Source organism: Streptomyces sp. SID8374 (assembly GCF_009865135.1).
Lineage (GTDB): Bacteria > Actinomycetota > Actinomycetes > Streptomycetales > Streptomycetaceae > Streptomyces.
The window spans coordinates 365,611-384,207 of record NZ_WWGH01000001.1 but is presented as its reverse complement, the minus strand read 5'-3'; the positions used below and the strand labels follow the sequence as shown (position 1 = coordinate 384,207).

The following is an 18,597-nucleotide window of genomic DNA, read 5'->3' as shown; positions in this document are numbered from 1 at the left end:
CCCCCGGGCCGTACAGCGTGGGGGAGTGGTGCAGCTGCGCAGGGCCCAGTGGATCCCGGTGGGGGTCATCGTGCTGGCCGTCGTGATCGACCTGGCGACCCCGACGGACGTGACCTCCGCGCCTCTGCTGATGGCCGCCCCCGTGGCCGCCGCACCCCTGCTGAGCCTGCCCGGCATCATCGCGATCGGCGTCCTCTCCATGGCCGTCCACGCGGTCCTCGCCTGGGTCGACGAAACCTTCGGCTGGCACCGGGGCGTCGCCAACCAGCTCACCCTTCTGGCCGTGACCGTGCTCGCCGTCCTCATCCACCGCGCCCTGGAGGGCCAGAGCGCCCGGACCCGGCGCGCCCGGCAGGTCGCCGCCGTGGCCCAGGCCGCCGTACTGCCCCGGCCCCCGTCACGGCTGGGCGACCTCCGTATCGCCGCCCGCTACGTCCCCGCCGAGGACGAGGCCATGATCGGCGGTGACCTCTACGTCGTGCAGGACACCCCGCACGGGGTGCGCGTCATGGTCGGGGACGTCCGGGGCAAGGGGCTGGGCGCCGTCAGCGCGGTCTGCGCGGACCTGGGGGCCTTCCGGTTCGCCGCCGACGAGGCGGAGGACCTGCCGCGCCTGGTGACCGCGCTGGAGGGGGCCCTGCTGCGCGAGGGCGGCCGCCGCGGCGGCCAGGAGCAGGACGAGGGGTTCACCACCGCGCTGATCGCCGAGTTCACCGCCGGCCTCGACACCGTACGCATCGTCAACCGCGGCCACCCGCCCCCGCTGCTGCTGGCCGCCGACGGCACGGCCACCGCCCTCGAACCGTCCCAGGAGGCGCCCCCGCTCGGCATGGCCGCCCTGGGCACCTGGTCGTTCCCGGTCGACACGTTCACCTTCCCGCCCGGCTCCACGCTCCTGTGCTACACGGACGGCGTCACCGAGGCCCGGGACGAGGCCGGGGTCTTCTACGACGCGGCCGTACGGCTGCCCCGCCTGCTGCGCCACCGCTCGCTCGTCGGCGACCCGCCGGCCCCCGCGCAGATCCTCCAGCTGCTCATCGAGGACGTCGGGCGCCACACCGGCGGCCGGATCCAGGACGACCAGGCCCTCCTCGCCCTGCACCGACCCGCCCCGGCGACAGATCCAGTTCCCCGGCGCCCACGTGTTTGAGGCGCCGATCGTCGGTCACCCGCACGGTACGGCCGTACGGCAGGCGCCTACGGCACGCATCCGACACCGGGAGTGAGCAGCATGGAGAACTGGCGCACGCACGCGGCCTGCCGCGAGGAGGACCCGGACCTGTTCTTCCCCATCGGGACGTCCGGCCCCGCCGTCGTCCAGGCCGCGGAGGCCAAGGCGGTCTGCCGGACCTGCCCGGTCCAGGCCCAGTGCCTGGAGTGGGCTCTGGAGAACGGCCAGGACTCCGGCGTCTGGGGAGGTCTTGCGGAGGACGAACGGCGCGCGCTGAAGCGCCGCAGCCGCCGGCGTACCAAGAACACCGCAGGCTGAGTCACGCGACCACCGCCGACCGGCTTCCGCGCAATACCGGCCGACTTCCGCGTAATCCCGTCATCGGCGGCCGAGTGGGTAGACGATGAGCCATGGACACCACCGTTTGGCTCGTTGTCGCCGCCGTCGCCGCACTGATCATGCTGGCCCTGGCCGCCGTACTGCTGGTGCGCGTCTTCAAGGCCAGGAAGCTCCTGGTCGACGCCGGGATCCCGCTGCGCAACAAGGCGCTCGTCTGGGCGGCCGTCGTCTACACCATCTCCCCGGTCGACCTGATGCCGGACCCCGTCTACCTCGACGACATCGGATTCCTGCTGCTGGCGCTGCGCTCCCTGCACGCCGCCGCCACGTCGGCCGGACTGGGACGGGCCAAGGGGGCCGGTGCCCCGGTGGAGATCCCCGAGCTGGAGAAGACGGCCAAGCCCCGTCCGGACGCGGTGCGTTAGGCGTTCGCGCGTGCGCTATGTGTTCGCGCGGCGCGTTGGACGTTCACGCGCGCCCCTAGGAGTTGGGCTGTTGCTCCTGCGGCTGCTGTTCCTGCGGCTGTTGCTCCTGCGGTGGCGCGGGCTGGGAGCCGGACGAGTCGCCAGGCGGGGGAGGCTCGCTGGAGGTCGGGTTGTCCGGAGGAGGTGCCGTCGTCCCGTCATCGGCCGGGGGCGGGGAGTCGCCGGGCGGCGGGGAGCCGTCCTCGGCGGGCGATTCGCCCTGGCTCGGGCGGCAGGAGTCGTTGTCGCCGGAGCCCGGCGGGCAGGGCGAATCGGACTCGTCCTTCTCCTTGTCCTTGTCCTTGTCCTTGGGCGGATCGGTCTTCTTGTCCCCGCCGCCGGTGTCTCCCGCCGGACGGGTGAACCAGTCACCGTTCGAAGGGTCGACCATCACGAACTCGTCCACCGGCTTCGACGCCGGCTGGACCACGACCACGTCCGACGCCCGGTACCCCGGCCAGGCCTTCCCCTTCTGCTCGGGGGTGCTCTTCTGGGCCACGGGCGGCAGCAGCGGATTGCCGCAGGCACAGCGCACCCGGGGCACCCCGCGGTCGTCGACGAGGACGGCCGTACCGGCCTGGAGCACCGCCTGATAGGCCGTCGCCTTCCCGTCCCGGAAGCCGTGATTGGTCACGCGGGTGTCCATACGCAGCTGTACGGGGGTGAGGGAGCGCAGATAGTCGGGTACGGCCGAGGGTTCGATGTCCTGGACCGAGGCGAACGCCCGGTTCTTGTCCGGAGCCGCCCGCAACGTGCTGATCTGCTTCTCCACATCGCAGCTGGCGACCTTGCGGGTGCCCCCGTAGAGACCGGGTTCCGCGCCGTCCACCCCGCGCGTCACCTGCGACCCCGTCGCCGAGGCGCTCGGGACGGCGGACGGGGACGCGGTCCCCGGCTCGGTCTCGCTCTTACGCGCCGTGGACTCCGTGAACGGGTCCGGCCCGGAGGAGCCTGCCGCCTGGAGGAACACCTCGCCGCCGCCCGCCTTCGTACCACCGCTGTCGTCGGGACGGGTCAGGAAGACGACCAGCACCACGGCCACGACCACCGCCGTCGTGATCGCGGCGATCCGGGGCGCGGAGCGCCACCACGGGCGCCCGGGACCGGACCCGGGGGCGGCACCCGAGCCGCCGCCCGAACCGGCGCCGGAGCCGCTGCCCGGGCCGCCCGAGTCTCCCGGTCCGCCCCGGCCGTCACCTGAGCCCCCGGAGCCGCCAGGGCCCAGCGGACCGCCGTGGTCACCGCCGCTCGGCGGGCCGGGCGGCGCGCCGGAAACGGTCGGGGGCGGGGGCGTGGGGCCGGATGGGGAGGGGCCCGAGAGCGGACCGGAAGGCGGTCCCGTGGGGCGGCCGGACGACGGCGGTTGATCACTCACGGGCTCTGCTCCCGAGGTTGGGACCCGCCCCGGAGCCCCGCCCCCGCATCTGGGGCATGTAGGGGTAATCCGGGCCTTATCGACCTCATTGTGTGTACCGCCCGCGTGCTCCCCGCAAGCGGAGGGAGCGACCGTTTCCCCGGGGAGCGGAGCGCCGTACCACTGCTTAGCGTGGCAGCGTGAACGCCCGGGCGAGGAACGTCAGGAACAGCGCGACACGCGCACCGCACGGCTGGCGCGACGCCCTCGTGGCGGTCCTGGCCGGGGCCCTGGCCATGCTGGTGACGGCCGCCCTCGGACTGTGGGCCGCCGGTGCGGCCGGACTGCCCGACGGCGGCTTCCCGCTGGTGGTCGCGGCCGTCGTCGTGATGGCGGCGGGCGGCTCCGTCGGGCTGGCGGGCGACGCCGGTTCCCTCGTCGGGGCGCAGGCGGGCCTCTCGGTGCTCCCGCTCTCGGTGACCCTGGCGGGCGCGCTGCCCATCGCCTACGGGTTCCTCCGCCCCCTGCGCCACCGGGCCGTCGCCGGGGGCCGCGAGCTGGCGGGCTGGGCGGGCCGCGTGGCCGTTCTCTGGGCCGTGGTGCTGGTGGTCCTCTCGCTCCTGGCCCGGCACACGTTCACCCTCCCGGCCGAGAACCTCACGGGGGACGGGAGCGGCGACGGAAGCGGGGACGGGAGCGGGGACGGCGCGGGGGACGCCTTCGGAGACGTACTGGGCGACTCGGCCCGGGTCGGATTCCGGGCCGACATCCCGCTGACCGTGGTCATCGGCCTGCTCTGGCTGGCCGGTGTCCTCGTGCTCGCGCTCCTCGTCTCGCGCCGAGCGCCGCTCCCGCCCCGGCTGGTGCGGTTCCAGGAGACCGTGCGGCCCGCCGCGTCCGCCGTGGTGGCGCTGCTCCTGGTGTCCGTCGCCCTGGGCGTCGTCGCCGGGCTCGTGGTGATGGTGGTACGCGGCCACCCCGCCCAGACCCTGGCGGTGATCCTCCTCGGCCTGCCCAACCTGGTCTGGCTCGCGTTCACCGTGGGCCTCGGCGCCTCCTGGGAGGGCAAGGTGCAGGGCCCCTTCGGGCTGCCGATGCCCCAGGTACTCGACTCCGTACTCCGTACACCGGACCTCTCCACCGTCAACCTGCGCACCCTCGCCGCCCAGGACGGGCGCGTCTGGTGGCTGCTCGTCGTCTCCGCCCTCCTCGTGCTCGGCGCCGCCTTCCTCATGGCGGTCAGGTCGCCCGCCCGTACGCGGCCCTGGCAGCACGCCCTGCACCTGGCGGTCGCACTCACCCTGACCGTGCTGCTCATCGGCCTGACCGCCGCGCTCTCCGCCCGGTACGGCCTGTCCCTGCTGGGCATCGGGGACCTCGGCGGCGGCCTGAGCGGCGAGGTCGCGCTGCGCCCGCGCCTGTGGAGCGCGCTCGGCATCGCCTTCCTGTGGGGCTTGGCCGCCGGCTTCCTGGGCGCGCTCGCGGCCTCCCGGGTGCACCACCGGCACGGCGAGGCCGCCCCGCCGGAGGAGGAGGCCTAGGCCTCCGGAAACACCGGGAGGGCCCAGCGCGGCGGCCGGGGCGGCGGCTCAGGCGTCGCGGACCACGAACCGGCCCGGGCGTCCACCCGGGTCGGTGCGTGACGCCCCGCCGGAACCCCGGACGCGGCCGCCCGCAGCGCCGCGATGAACCGCAGACACGTCTCGTAACGGTCGTCCGGCGACTTGGCCAGCGCCTTCGCCAGTACGCCGTCCACCGCGCCCGGCAGGTCCGGCCGCTGCCCGCTCGGCGGAGGCGGCGGATCGTACTGGTGGGCCCAGAGCAGGGCCATGTCGTCGTCCCGCCGGAAGGGCGGCGCCCCGGTCAGGGTCTCCTGTACGACGCACGCCAGGCTGTAGACATCGCACCGGCCGTCCACGGGCTTCCCCGAGATCTGCTCCGGCGCCACGTAGTCGAGGGTCCCGACGAACTGGCCGACCGTGGTGAACCCTGTCAGCGACAGCGACTTCTTCGTCAGCCCGAAGTCCGTCAGATACACATGCTCCGGATGGTCGCTGTCGGTCCCCGCCGCCACCAGGATGTTGCCCGGCTTCACATCGCGGTGCACCAGATCGTGGTCGTGGGCCGCGTCCAGCGCGGACGCGACCTGCCCGCCGATCCGGACGGCCGCCGTGAGATCGAGGGGCCCGCGCCGGTCGATCAGGACGCGGAGATCGGCGCCCGCCACGAAGCGCATGGCGATGTAGAGGAGCCCGTCCGTCTCACCGGCCTCGAAGACCGGGACGATGTGGGGGTGGTCGATCGCGGCGGCCACCCGCGACTCGTGGGTGAACCGCTGACGGAAGGTGTCGTTGCGGGCCAGTTCCGGGGCGAGCAGCTTGAGCGCGACGACCCGGTCCAGCCGCAGATCCTTGGCCCGGTAGACGACCGCCATGCCCCCGCGGCCGATCTCGGCCTCCACCAGATAGCCCGCGATCCGCTTGCCGATCAGCTCGTCGTCGCGGCCGGCCGGGAGCCCGGCATCGTGCGACGGGGGAGGCGGCGGAGGCGCCATGACCCGTCACCGCCCGCCGTCCGGCGAGCCGTCCGCCGTGTCGTCGGGGGCCACGACACGCGTCGGTTCGGGCGCCACGACCTGGGTGGGTTCGGGCCCGTCCACGGCAACCACCCGCGTGGGCTCGGGCCCCGCGCCCGTGAACGCCGTACCCGATCCCGGCCCCGACTCCGCCGCGTACGTACTGAGCTGTGTCCCGTCGCAGAAGACCCACCGCTCGTGCTCCGCGTCGTACAGCCAGACCGACTCCCCGTCCACGACCATGCCCACCCGCAGCCCCCGGGTCCGCTGCTGGAAGGTCTCCCCGTCGCTGCGGCCCTCGGCCAGATCCTGGGCCGCGCGCCGGTACTGGTTCAGGGCCTCCTCCGCCCGGGCCAGCAGAGGGCGCGGGTCCGCCGTGCGGGCGAGCGGCTGACCGGCGGCCGGGGGAGTGCGCGGTACGGAGACGAGGAGCCGCCCGTCGACCCAGGCCGCCCAGCCGTTGGAGCAGACGACATACGCCCAGTCCCCGCGCCGCTCCGCAAGCCGCACCGGCAGCAGGGCGTCCAGCGGGTCGGTGGGCCGGGCCGCGTCGGGCGCCTCCCAGGCGGGCAGCCCGCCCGGGGGGACGACGTGGGTGGGGCGGAATTCCGGGGTCGGGGTCGCCATGGAACCGCCTTACTTCCGCATGACCGCGGGCTCATGGCGCCGCAGCAGCTTCGCGACGACGTAACCGAAGGCGGCGGAGAGGACGACCAGCATGCCCATGTTGAGCAGCCAGACCCCCGCGGAGTGCCCGAAGAGCGGGTCGGACGTCAGCTCGCCCGGCACGATCCGGGCCAGATCGACCGTGCCGGCCATCGCGCCCAGCGCCCACCGCGACGGCACCAGCCAGGACAGCTGTTCCAGCCCCGGCACCCCGTTCAGCTTCAGCAGGGCCCCGCAGAAGACCACTTGGACAATGGCGAGGAGGACGAGCAGCGGCATCGTGACCTCCTCCTTGCGCACCAGGGCGGAGACCAGCAGACCGAGCATCATCGCGGTGAACGACAACAGGGCGACGGCCAGGGTGATCTCGACGAGCGGTGGCAGGAACACCCCTTCGCCACCTGGTGCGTTGAGGTCCACGCCCACCAGTCCGACCAGGGTCAGCACGACGGCCTGGAGGATCGTGATGGTCCCGAGCACCACGATCTTCGACATCAGGTACGCGGATCTGGAGAGGCCGACGGCTCTCTCCCGCTGGTAGATCACCCGCTCCTTGACCAACTCCCGTACGGCGTTGGCGGCCCCGGTCAGCACGCCGCCCACACACAGGATGAGCAGCGCGTTCATCGCCGTCTCCTGGGTGAGCCTGCTGCCCGCCAGGGCGCGGGCCATGGCGCCCATGACGAAGGGCAGCGCGATCATGATGATCAGGAACGTGCGGTCGGCGGCGAGCGCGGAGGCGTACCGGCGGACCAGGGTGCCCAACTGCGCACCCCAGTTACGGGTCTTCGGCGGCGGCGCGACGGACGCCCCGGGCGAGGCCGGGGGGAGCTGGGGCTGTGCCGAGGCGTTCACGATGTACTGCCGGTGGAAGGGCGAGTCGGCGTACGTGGCCGCCCAGTCCCGGTCCCGGTCGTTCTCGAACGCCTCGAACGCCTCCGGCCACTCGTCGAAGCCGAAGAAGGCGAGCGCGTCGTCGGGCGGGCCGTAGTAGGCGATGCGGCCGCCGGGTGCGAGCACGAGGAGCCGGTCGCAGACCTCCAGGCTCAGCACGCTGTGCGTGACGACGACGACCGTACGGCCGTCGTCGGCGAGGCCGCGCAGCATGTGCATGACGGAGCGGTCCATTCCCGGGTCCAGTCCCGAGGTCGGCTCGTCCAGGAAGAGCAGCGAGGGCTTCGTGAGCAGCTCCAGGGCCACGCTCACCCGCTTGCGCTGGCCGCCGGAGAGGCTGTGGATCGGCTGGTTCGCCCGTTGTTCCAGGCCGAGTTCATGGATGACCTCAAAGACCCGGGCCTGCCGCTCCTCCTTCGCCGTGTCCTGCGGGAAGCGGAGCTCGGCGGCGTACCCGAGGGCTTTGCGTACGGTCAGCTGCGAGTGGAGGATGTCGTCCTGCGGGACGAGGCCGATGCGCTGGCGCAGCTCGGCGAAGTCGCGGTAGAGGTCACGGCCGTCGTAGAGGACCGTGCCGGTGTCGGCCGGGCGCAGCCCGGTGAGGGCGTTGAGCAGTGTCGACTTCCCGGCGCCGCTGGGCCCGACGACGCCGAGCAGGCACTTCTCGCCGACGGGGAAGGAGACCCCGTCCAGCAGCGTCTTGCCGCCCTTGCCCGCCTTGCCGACGGTGACCTCCAGGTCCTGGACGTCCAGCGACACCTCACCGGTGTCCACGAACTCCTGGAGCACATCGCCGACGAGGCTGAACGCGGAGTGGCCGATACCGACGATGTCGCCGGGGCCGACGACCGCCCGGCCGACGGGCTGGCCGTTGAGGAACGTGCCGTTGTGGCTGCCGAGGTCGACGATCTCGTGCCGGCCGTCGGGGAGCGCCCGCAGTTCGGCGTGGCGCCGGGAGACCACGAGGTCGTCGATGACGAGGTCGTTGCCCGCGTCGCGGCCGATGCGGACGGACTTCGCGGGCAGCGGCCGTACGGTGGTGGGCTGCCGGAAGGTGCCGGTGGCGGCGGGCATCGAGACGGCGGACGGCCGGTCCGCCGCGGCCGGGCGGGCGGGGGGCTCGCGGCCCAGCAGGACGGCCCGGGGGCCGTCGCTCGGATTGCCGAAGTGGATGATGCTGCCGGCGCCGACGTCCGATTCGTGGATGCGGTGGCCACCGGTGTACGTGCCGTTGGTGCTGTCCTCGTCCTGAAGCGTCCAGTGCCCGGCCTCGGGGTGGAGGACCGCGTGGTGCCAGGAGACCCGGGCGTCGTCGATGACGATGTCGCTCTCGGGGTCCCGCCCGACGTGGTAGTCCCGGCTCGGACTCATGACCGTGGAGCCGATATCGGTCTCCAGGACGAGCTCGGGCGCCGTCGGCGCTGCGGGCCGCTGTGCCATGTCCGAATTCTATCGAGACGTCACGATCGGCGCCCGTCGCGGCCGGGGTTGCTCACTCGGCGGGGTGCCGGCGCGCCGTGCAGGCTTTCGCCGTGCGGGCTTTCGCCGTCAGCGGAGGACGGTGGCGAGGATGACCTTCCCGCCGTCCGGCGACTCGCGGACCGTGACCTCGTGGGCCAGCCGCTGGACCATCGGCCAGCCGAAGCCACCGGTGCGGCCCGTGAGGTCGGGCGTCCGGTCCTGCGGGTGCGCCGGGCTCGGGTCGGTGACCCGGACGTGGACGCCCGTGCGGTCGGCGGTCAGCCAGAGCGCGGTCACCGCTCCGGCGTGCCGGACGGCGTTGGTGACCAGCTCCGTCACGAGGAGCAGCAGATTCTGCACCACGTGCGCGGCCGGTGCCGGGTGCAGCCGGGCGACGAAGCTGGTGACCGCCTCCCGTGCGTCGGCGGCCTTCTCCGGTCGGCAGACGTAATCGGTGCGGGTCTCCCCGTCCGGTGAAAGTGTCATCAGCATGCGGTCGTTCATTGCGGTCACCCCGTCGCGTGAGCTTTCTGGCTGAACTCCGGATACCCCCGGAACGGCATTTCATGGAAAAAGGACGCGAGAATAGGTGAACCCGCTGGTCACGCCTCAGTCATCGCCCCGAGCCGGTCCCGCTGGATGCGGTGGGCCAGGGTGCGGCGCACCGAGGCGGACCCGGCGGCGGCGGTCGCCCGCGCGGGAAGGTCGAGGCCCCGGCTGATGGTGTCGTACGCCGCCCGGCAACGGGTCGGGAGCTCCTGCCGGTGCAGCCTCAGGTCCTCCTCGACGAGGCGTCGCAGCGCGTCGACGTTCTCGGGGGTGAAGCGCTTCCTCCCCCGGCCGAGGGCGTCGACGAAGCGGGTGCAGCGGGCCTCGTGGCCAAGGGCCTCGGAGATCGCCTCGGCCAGGCCCCACAGGCGTCCTTCGAGCCAGGGCGCGTCGTACTGGTCGAGGGCGAGCTCAGCCGGGGGCGGCGGGCTGCCCGGCCCGTGTTTCGCCACCTGCTTGGAGACGGCGGGCTGGCTCATGCCCGTGAGCCGGGCGATCCGCTCCTGGGTCCAGCCGGCCCCGGCGAACAGCGCGACCATCTCGCTGCGCAGCTGCCGCATCTCCTCGCCCGCCCGGATGACCTCGTTCATGGCGGCGAACATGCGTACTGCCTGGTCCTCGCCGAGGAAAGGGGAAGGGGGGCGGCCGTCGTCGTCCTTGTCTGTCATAGCTCGGTTATACCGCACGATCCAGTTCCTATAACCAGGTTGTACAACCATGTTATGGCGCCCATCATGGCGGCCATGACCTCCTTCTTCACCGCACCTGACGGAACCCGGCTCGCCTACCGCGTCACCGGGGGCGGCGACCCGGTGATCTGCCTCCCGGGCGGGCCCGCCGACTCCCGCTACCTGGGTGATCTCGGCGGCCTCTCCGCGCACCGCCGGCTCGTCCTCCTCGACCCGCGCGGCACCGGCCGGTCCGCGCTGCCCGAGGACGCCGCCTCCTATCGCTGCGACCGCCAGGTGGCGGACGTCGAAGCCCTGCGGGAGCACCTCGGCCTCGCCCGGGTCGATCTGCTGGCCCACTCCGGCGGCGCGAACCTCGCGATGCGGTACGCCGCCCGGCACCCGCAACGCCTCGGCGGGCTCGTCCTGGTCGGCCCCGGCCTGCGGGCGGTGGGCGTGGAGATCGACGGGGAGACGCGCCGCGCGCTCGCGCTGCGGCGGAAGGGCGAGCCGTGGTTCCCCGCCGCCTTTGCCGCGCTTGAGGCCGCCATCGAGGGCGCCGACGCCGACCGGGATGCCATCGCGCCCTTCTTCTGGGGGCGTTGGGATGCTGCCGCCCGGCTCCATCACGCCGCCGGTCGGCCGGTCAACGGAGAAGCAGTCGCCCACTTCGGGGACGAAGGCGCCTTCGATCCGGAGGTCACCCGTACGGCGCTCGCCGCCTTCGAGGGTCCGGTGCTGCTGCTCGTCGGCGAGTTCGACCTGAACAGCCCGCCCGTGGCGGTGGCGGAGTGCGCGGAGCTGTTCCCCCGCGCCACGCTGGTCCGGCAGCCCGGGGCGGGGCACTATCCGTGGATCGACGACCCCGACCGGTTCGTGGCGACGGCATCGGCCTTCCTGGGGTGGGGGCTTCGGTGAGGGGCCGGGGAGCGGGCCCGGCGTGCGAGGCGCGGTCGTACACCGATTTCTATCGTTGAAAATTCTGCGTGCACGACCGTTGTGCAGTGTTTGGTGTTGTGGCTCAATGTTCGACTATGTGCAGTACCTCGGCGGTTCGAGGTACTCCCGGCTCTTCGACGAGGACGACGCCTTGACACGACAACACCCGCGCCCCCGTGCCCTGTTCAGGGCTCTCACCTGTGCCGCCGCGCTCCTGATACCGGTCGGCGCCACTCTTGTCCCGACGGCCGCCGCCGCGCCCGCCACCCCTGCACCGGCCACCGCCACCGCGTTCACGGCCGACGACCCGGTCACCGACGTACGCGGGCTGAAGGGCGAATACTTCAGCATGTCCGCCCCCGGCGCCCGCGACTTCGCCGAGCTCGGGGCCACCTCTCTGGACCCGGACATCAACTTCCCCGGTCTCACGGGGACGTTCGAGTCGGCGACCGGCAGGACCGAGCACACCACCGCCCGGTGGACGGGACAGCTCGAAGCGCCCGAGACGGGCTCGTACACCTTCTCCGCCATCGGCGACAACGGCTTCCGGCTCTTCCTCGACGGCAACGTTGTCATCGACCACTGGGAGCCCGACTGGGACAACGAGCAGCACAGCGCGCCGATCGCCCTGAAGGCCGGCGAGAAGCACGACTTCAAGCTGGAGATGTTCCAGGACGTCGGCGGCGCCAGCATGTTCCTGCGCTGGCAGAGCGACACGCTCAAGAAGCAGATCGTGCCCGAGTCCGCCTTCACCCCGCCCGCCGACTTCGAGGTCTACCCGGTCGCCCTGAGCGTCGCCAAGAACGGCAAGCGCCTCCAGGCCACCTTCAAGGACCGGGTCGCGAACTTCGGCAAGGTCAAGGACCACTTGAAGATCGAGGTCGACACCTCCCCGATGCCGGTCAAGTCGGTGAGCCGCGCCTCGGACAACCCCCGCGCGCTGATCGTCGACCTCGCCGCCCCCGTCCTCAAGGACCAGCGGGTCAAGGTCGTCTACGACGGCAGGAGCGGGCTGACGTCGGGGAGCGAGACCGTCCCGGAGATCGGCCGCACGGCCAGGAACCTCTCCACGCACCGCCTCACCACCACCTGGGGCGACAAGCTGGACGTCGACAACCCGCTGCCCGAGTACCCGCGCCCGCAGCAGGTCCGCGACAAGTGGAAGAACCTCAACGGCCCCTGGGAGTTCGCCGGGGCCACCGAGGGCGAGAAGCCGGTCTTCGGCAAGAAGCTCGGTGAGCGGATCATCGTGCCGTTCCCGGTCGAGTCCCAGCTCTCCGGCCTGGAGCGCGACGAGGACCACATGTTCTACCGCAAGCTCGTGACCGTGCCGAAGAACTGGTCGGTCGGCAAGGGCACGTCGGGCAAGAACCAGCGGCTGAAGCTCAACTTCGACGCCGTCGACTACCGGTCCACCGTCTGGGTCAACGGCACCAAGGTCGCCGAACACACCGGCGGATACACCGGGTTCAGCGCCGACATCACCGACGCGCTCAAGGGCACCGGCCCCCAGGAGATCGTCGTCGCCGTCACCGACAGGACCGGGCCGAACCAGCCCAAGGGCAAGCAGTCCACCAACCCCGGCGGCATCGTCTACACCCCGACCTCCGGCATCTGGCAGACCGTCTGGATGGAGCCGGTCGCACCCGCCGCCATCGACTCCCTGACCACCACCCCGAACATCGACACCGGCCGCCTCGCCGTCACCGTCAACTCCGCGAAGGCGTCGGCCAATGCCCGTATCACCGCCGTGGCCCGCGACCACAAGGGCAAGGCCGTCGCCACGGTCACCGGCCCCGCCAACCGCGAGCTGAGCCTCCAGCTCAAGAACCCGCGCCTCTGGTCGCCCGACGACCCCTACCTCTACGACCTCGACGTGTCGCTCACCGACGGCCGCTCCAAGGACAGCGTCGAAAGCTACTTCGGCATGCGCCAGTTGAAGGTCGCAGAAGTCGGCGGCTACCAGAAGCTCGTCCTCAACGGGAAGCCGTTCTTCTCCCTTGCCATGCTGGACCAGGGCTTCTGGCCCGACGGCCTCTACACCCAGCCCAGCGACGCGGCCCTCACCTTCGACCTCAAGGCCCAGAAGGACCTCGGCTTCAACGCCGTACGCAAGCACATCAAGGTGGAGTCGCCGCGCTGGTACTACCACGCCGACCGGCTCGGCCTGCTGGTGTGGCAGGACTTCGTCAACGCCGACATCGACAACGACACCGGCAAGAACGCCTTCCTCACCCAGGGCAAGGAGTTGATGAAGCAGTTCCACAACTACCCCTCGATCAGCGGCTGGATCGTCTTCAACGAGGGCTGGGGCGAGTGGGACCGGACAGAGACGGGGAAGATCGCCGAGGACGTCAAGGCGCTGGACCCGTCCCGCGTGGTCAACGCGCACAGCGGGGTCAACTGCTGTGCGTCCAAGGGTGATTCCGGCAAGGGCGAGATCATCGACCACCACGACTACGTGAACGACGACCCGGCCTTCCCGGACGACCGCCGCGCCGCGATGGACGGCGAGCACGGCGGCTTCACGCTCCGGACTCCGGGTCACATGTGGCCCGGGGCCCCGGCCAACATCTACTCCGGCGTGGCGGACAAGGCCGCGCTCACCGCGAAGTACGTCGACAACACCCGTACGTACTACCTCGCGGCCGCCGGCGCAGAACTGTCCGGCTCCGTCTACACCCAGGTCAGCGACCTGGAGAACGAGCTCAACGGGCTCTGGACGTACGACCGTCGCGAGATCAAGGTCGACCCGAAGAAGGTCCGCGAGATCAACCGCCAGGTCATCGCCGCCGGAGCCAACGCCGGTCAGCGCGACGAGCTGAAGGGCGGCGGCTCCTGGTCGCTGGACGAGAACAAGGGCACCACAGCCCGCGACAGCGGCCCCAACAAGGCCCACCTCACCTTGGAGGGCGGAGCGTCCTGGACGCCGGGCGTCAAGGGCTCGGCGCTGAAGTTCAACGGCGAAGGCCAGTACGCGCAGAGCACCGGTCCCGTCGTGGACACCACCAAGGACTACACGGTCTCCGCGTGGGCCTCGCTGGACGCCCTGCCCGGCAACTACGCCACCGTCGTCAGCCAGGACGGCCGGCGCACCGAGAACCCCTTCTACCTCCAGTACGGGCAGGGCGCGTTCGCCTTCTCCACCCCGGGCGGCAAGCGCGCCCGCCTGGAGATCACACCGGAGACCGGGAAGTGGTACCACCTGGTCGGCGTCCGGCAGGGCGGTGAGGTGAAGCTGTACGTCGACGGAAAGCTCGCCGCCACCACCGAGGCCGGGCCCGCCGATGTGAGCACCGGCCCGCTCTCCGTCGGCCGGGCCCAGTACGCGGGGGCGAAGGGCGACTTCTGGAACGGCTCCGTCGACCAGGTCGGGGTGTACGACAAGGCCCTGACCGCCGACGAGGTGACCGCACTGTACGGCAGCCGGAAGCCGTAGCGGCACACAGCAGAGGTCCGCTCCCGACGCCGGAAGCCTCGGCGCCGGGGGCGGGCCTCCGCCCGCTCACCTTCCGGTCTCCGGTCGGCAGGACCGGCCGGAGACCAGGTTGTCGGAGGCGGCGGTGATGACGGAATCCAGCCGGTTCCGGGCCCGGGTCAGGTCGGCGAGGCGCTGATCGATCCGGTCGCGCTCGGCGGCCAGTCGCTGGATGAGTCCGGGGGTGGCGCTGCCGTCCACGACGCACGGCAGCAACGCGACGATGGTCCTGCTGGAGAGCCCGGCGGCGTAGAGCTGCTGGACCAGCTCCACCCGCTCGACCGCGCTCTCGGGATAGCGGCGCTGGCCGCTGGGGCTGCGGTCGGAGACCAGCAGGTCCTGTTCCTCGTAGTAGCGCAGGGCCCTGGTGCTGACGCCGGTCCGGGCGGCGAGTTCTCCGATGCGCATCCGATTTCTCCCTCTCCACCCCGTCGGCCGGCGCCTCGGCGGGCTTGCCCTTGACGTCAACGTCAGGTTTTAGCGTAACGCGTGTACGTCTCCACGAGAGACGCACGCCGTCAGCGCAACGAACCTGGGAGAGGCACGGAACCATGACCCGCTCAGCCCCCGCGAAGACCGAAGCACTTGAGGCCGAAGCTCCCGCCGCCACCGAGATCGTCTCCGTGAAGCCGATCGTGCTGCCCGCACCCGGACGAGGTGCGGATCTGCGTGTACGCGTATCCGCCCCGGTTACGGGGAAGGACCTGCCGGTCGTCCTCTTCGCGCACGGGTTCGGCTCGAACCTGGACGGCTACGCACCCCTGGTCGACCACTGGGCCGCCCACGGGTTCGTCGTGATCCAGGCGGACCATCTCGACTCCCGGCGGCTGAGCCTCCCGGCGGACGACCCCCGCAGGCCGCAGCTGTGGCGCCACCGGGTGCGGGACATGAAGCGGATCCTCGACGAGCTGGACGCGCTGGAAGCCGCCGTCCCCGGCCTGGCCGGGCGGGCGGATCACGGCCGGGTCGTGGCCGCCGGGCACTCCTTCGGCGGGCAGACGGCGGGCCTCCTGGCCGGGCTGCGGGTTGCCGACCCGGACACCGGGATCGCGGAGGATCTGTCCGACCCCCGGGTCGGGGCGGCCGTCCTGCTGGCCACCGCCGGCCGGGGCGGGGAGAGCCTGACCCCTTTCGCCCGGAAGAACCTGCCCTGGCTGCGGGACCAGGACTTCTCCCACATAGCGGCGCCGACCCTGGTGGTCGCCGGGGACGCGGACGAACTGCCGCTCTCCACCCGTGGCCCGGCCTGGACGACCGACCCGTACATGCTGAGCTCCGGTGACAAGCACCTGCTCACCGTCTTCGACGGTGAGCACTTCCTCGGCGGCATCTCCGGCTACGCGTCGGCGGAGACCACCGACGAGAGCCCTGAGCGGGTGGCCCTGGTCCAGCGGGTCACCCTCGCCTACCTGCGCCATGTCACCGGCCTCGACAGCGGCGCCTGGACAGCGGCCCGAGCCGCCCTCGCCCGGGACACCCACCCGCTGGGGAGGCTGGAGTCGAAGTGACCCGCCCCGACGGCCCGGGGCGGAATGATGCCGGGCCCGGCAGTGACGGCCAAGGGGCGGAACGATGACGGGCCCGGCACCGACGGAAGGACGCTCCGCCGCTGCCGGGCCCGCCGGTCACCGTCCTTCTGAGGTCACGGAGCCCAGGGAGCGTCCACCGCCCACGTCGTGTCCTCGGTGAACAGGGCCGGGTTGTCGAAGGCCCGGCCGCCGCCCGGGGTGGCCAGCCACACCTCCGAGTCGATGTGGCGCAGATAGCTGCCCGGCAGGTTGGCGCTGGTGAACCGCACCCCGCCGTTGCCCGCGACCGCGCACCAGGTCGCATCCGCCTTGAACAGCGCGGAGTTGTCGTTGGCGTCGCGCCGGACCCGGAAGTCCCGGTGGCGGAGGAACTCGCCGGGGTAGTTCCGGGACTCGAAGGAGTAGCAGTTGCTGTTGGCGAGGCCGGTGACGATCTTCCAGGTGGCGTCCGCCTTCAGCACGGCCGGACTCCCGCTGTTCACCACCTCGGTGAAGGCCAGGGAGTCGTAGTGGCGCAGGTGCTTGGTGGTGTGTCCCGGCGTCGTGACCCGCAGGGACGTGAACTGGCCGGTGGGCAGCGTCACCGGGGGAGCGGGGGTGCGGGACGCCTGGATGAGGGCCTGGTTGGCGGCCTTGACCCGGGCGGTGTCGACCTTGACGACCTGGCGGTCGTAGGTCAGCAGTCCGTTCGCCTCGTTCTCGACGTCCGTGATCTCCGTGTAGACCGACGCGGAGAGCCCGGCGGGGAGCTGGCCGATCCGGATGGCGTCGAGGAGGCCGACGAAGCGGTTGTTGAGGGCCGCGATGCTCGGCTGGTCCTCGTAGCTGAACCCGCCGCCCGGGTACCACTCGTGGCCCGGCACCTTGTAGCCGAGACCGCCGAACTCGCCCAGCACGGCGGCCCTGGTGGCGGTCGGGGCGGTGTTGCCGGGGCCGACGTAGATGTGGTTGTCGACCACGTCACCGTTGCCGCCGTCGACCGAGCCGCAGCAGTTGACCCCGCTCATGTTGTTGACCAGGCGCGAGGGGTCCTGCGCCTTGACCTCGTCGGCGATCCGGGCCTGGTCGTACTGGCCCCACCCCTCGTTCTGGTTCACCCACATGACCACCGAGGGCGAGCTGCGGTGCTGGTCGATGACCGCCCGGTACTCCGCCTCCCACTGGGTGCGCGACGGCCCGTCCGGGACCTTGCCGGTGTCCATCGACGGCATGTCCTGCCAGACCAGCAGCCCCAGCCGGTCCGCCCAGTAGAACCACCGCTGCGGCTCCACCTTGATGTGCTTGCGGACCATGTTGAACCCGAGGTCCTTGTGCGCCTGGAGGTCGTACCTCAGCGCCTCGTCGCTCGGCGCGGTGTAGATGCCGTCCGGCCAGTAGCCCTGGTCCAGCGTGCCGGTCTGGAACACGAACTTCCCGTTGAGCACCGGCCGCAGGATGTTGTCGACCTTGGCGAGGCCCACCGACCGCATACCGGTGTAGCTGCCCACCGTGTCGGTGACGGCCGAGCCGTCGAGGAGGTCGGCCCGCACGTCGTAGAGGAACGGGTCCTCGGGGCTCCACAGCCGCGGGTTCGGAACCGGTACGGAGATCTCCCCGCCCACCGGGCCGGTCGCCGAGCCCACCACCGTATCGCCGTTGGAGACGGTGATCCGGGCGCTCCGGCCCGCCGCACCGGCCGTCTGGACCCGCACCCGGAGCGTGCTGTTGCCCAGGTTCGGCGTCATGTCCAGGCGGGTGATGTGGGCGGAGGCGACCGGTTCCAGCCAGACCGTCTGCCAGATGCCGGAGGCCGCGGTGTAGAAGATCCCGCCGCCCGGGTGCGGCTTCACATCGCTGATGCGCTGCTTGCCGACCGCCTGGCCGCCGGTCTGGCTCGGGTCGTAGACGGAGACCACGACGGTGTTCGTACCGCCGTTGAGCTGCGGTGTGATGTCGTACGCGAACGAGTCGAAGCCGCCCTTGTGCGCGCCGACCTGGGTGCCGTTGACCCAGACCGTGGTCTGCCAGTCGGAGGCCCCGAAGTGGAGCTTCACCCGGCGGTTGTTCCAGTTGGCTGGGACGGTGAAGGTCCGCTTGTACCAGAGCTTGTCGTTCTCGGTGATCCGGCGCTGGATGCCGGAGAGCGCGGACTCGGCGACGAACGGGACGCGGATCTGCTCCGGGAAGGTGGCGGGCTGCCCCGCGTCACGGCCGGTGACCGCGAAGTCCCAGATGCCGTTGAGGTTCGTCCAGTCGGGGCGGGTCAGCTGCGGGCGCGGATACTCCGGCAGCGGCTTGTCCACCGGGACCTGGTTCGTCCACGGCGTCGTCATGGGCGCCGGCTTCGGCGTCCAGGCTGCGGGCGCGGCGGCGGCCGGGGAGGTGCCGCTGGAGACGAGAGCGGTGGCCACCAGGGCGAGGAGGCCGGTGGTGGCCGTTAATCTCCGCCACCAGGTGCGGGGGCGGGGTGCGGGTGCTGGGTGCATGGCTGAACATCCCTTCTTCGGTTGTACGGGGAGGGGGTGCGGTAC

At 71.8% G+C, this 18,597-nt stretch carries 15 protein-coding genes; 7 read left to right on the top strand and 8 right to left on the bottom strand.

The genetic code is table 11. The features are described from left to right. Positions 1-25 precede the first annotated feature (25 nt). From GTY67_RS01620 to GTY67_RS01610, 3 genes are all read left to right on the top strand, one after another. Complete coding sequence (locus GTY67_RS01620; RefSeq protein WP_161277523.1) at positions 26-1,150, top strand: PP2C family protein-serine/threonine phosphatase; 1,125 nt, start codon at positions 26-28, stop codon at positions 1,148-1,150. An 81-nt stretch (positions 1,151-1,231) separates the two neighbouring features. Continuing rightward, positions 1,232-1,489, top strand: a complete 258-nt coding sequence (locus tag GTY67_RS01615; protein WP_093694225.1) for a WhiB family transcriptional regulator — start codon at positions 1,232-1,234, stop codon at positions 1,487-1,489. A 92-nt stretch (positions 1,490-1,581) separates the two neighbouring features. Next, a complete protein-coding gene (locus tag GTY67_RS01610; protein WP_161277522.1) occupies positions 1,582-1,935 on the top strand; it encodes a DUF1232 domain-containing protein in 354 nt (117 codons plus the stop codon). Between the two features lie 55 nt (positions 1,936-1,990). Here the strand turns inward: GTY67_RS01610 and GTY67_RS01605 are convergent, their stop codons facing one another. Then, the gene (locus tag GTY67_RS01605; RefSeq protein WP_161277521.1) at positions 1,991-3,349 is read right to left on the bottom strand and encodes a DUF6777 domain-containing protein; all 1,359 of its coding nucleotides are present in this window, start codon (positions 3,347-3,349) and stop codon (positions 1,991-1,993) included. A gap of 179 nt (positions 3,350-3,528) precedes the next feature. Between GTY67_RS01605 and GTY67_RS01600 the strand changes: the two genes are divergently transcribed. Beyond that, complete coding sequence (locus tag GTY67_RS01600) at positions 3,529-4,869, top strand: streptophobe family protein (RefSeq protein WP_161277520.1); 1,341 nt, start codon at positions 3,529-3,531, stop codon at positions 4,867-4,869. Here GTY67_RS01600 and GTY67_RS01595 read toward each other — a convergent pair. From GTY67_RS01595 to GTY67_RS01575, 5 genes are all read right to left on the bottom strand, one after another. Then, on the bottom strand, positions 4,866-5,882 hold the full coding sequence (locus GTY67_RS01595; protein ID WP_093694228.1) for a serine/threonine-protein kinase: 1,017 nt from the start codon (positions 5,880-5,882) through the stop codon (positions 4,866-4,868). The genes GTY67_RS01600 and GTY67_RS01595 overlap by 4 nt on opposite strands. A 6-nt stretch (positions 5,883-5,888) precedes the next feature. Continuing rightward, entirely contained in the window at positions 5,889-6,530 is a 642-nt protein-coding gene (locus tag GTY67_RS01590) for a hypothetical protein (RefSeq protein WP_161277519.1), read from the bottom strand. 9 nt (positions 6,531-6,539) lie between these two features. Further along, entirely contained in the window at positions 6,540-8,903 is a 2,364-nt protein-coding gene (locus GTY67_RS01585; RefSeq protein WP_161277518.1) for an FHA domain-containing protein, read from the bottom strand. Between the two features lie 108 nt (positions 8,904-9,011). Continuing rightward, positions 9,012-9,428 (bottom strand): ATP-binding protein, encoded by a 417-nt coding sequence (locus GTY67_RS01580; RefSeq protein WP_176727617.1) that lies wholly within the window; start codon positions 9,426-9,428, stop codon positions 9,012-9,014. 98 nt (positions 9,429-9,526) lie between these two features. Beyond that, entirely contained in the window at positions 9,527-10,141 is a 615-nt protein-coding gene (locus GTY67_RS01575) for a sigma-70 family RNA polymerase sigma factor (RefSeq protein ID WP_161277517.1), read from the bottom strand. Positions 10,142-10,195: 54 nt separating this feature from the next. On the opposite strand from GTY67_RS01575, the gene GTY67_RS01570 reads away from it, so the two are divergent. Beyond that, positions 10,196-11,059, top strand: coding sequence for an alpha/beta hydrolase (locus tag GTY67_RS01570; RefSeq protein WP_237502537.1), 864 nt, complete (start codon positions 10,196-10,198; stop codon positions 11,057-11,059). Positions 11,060-11,165: 106 nt separating this feature from the next. Further along, on the top strand, positions 11,166-14,519 hold the full coding sequence (locus GTY67_RS01565; RefSeq protein ID WP_202461283.1) for a LamG-like jellyroll fold domain-containing protein: 3,354 nt from the start codon (positions 11,166-11,168) through the stop codon (positions 14,517-14,519). 66 nt (positions 14,520-14,585) lie between these two features. On the opposite strand, the gene GTY67_RS01560 is transcribed toward GTY67_RS01565, so the two are convergent. Beyond that, positions 14,586-14,966: a MerR family transcriptional regulator gene (locus GTY67_RS01560; RefSeq protein ID WP_093694233.1), complete on the bottom strand. Its 381-nt coding sequence runs from the start codon at positions 14,964-14,966 to the stop codon at positions 14,586-14,588. 143 nt (positions 14,967-15,109) lie between these two features. Here GTY67_RS01560 and GTY67_RS01555 point away from each other — a divergent pair, with 143 nt between their 5' ends. Continuing rightward, positions 15,110-16,066, top strand: a complete 957-nt coding sequence (locus GTY67_RS01555; protein WP_161277516.1) for a dienelactone hydrolase family protein — start codon at positions 15,110-15,112, stop codon at positions 16,064-16,066. Between the two features lie 134 nt (positions 16,067-16,200). On the opposite strand, the gene GTY67_RS01550 is transcribed toward GTY67_RS01555, so the two are convergent. Next, positions 16,201-18,552, bottom strand: coding sequence for an AbfB domain-containing protein (locus tag GTY67_RS01550; RefSeq protein ID WP_161277515.1), 2,352 nt, complete (start codon positions 18,550-18,552; stop codon positions 16,201-16,203). Positions 18,553-18,597: the final 45 nt, after the last annotated feature.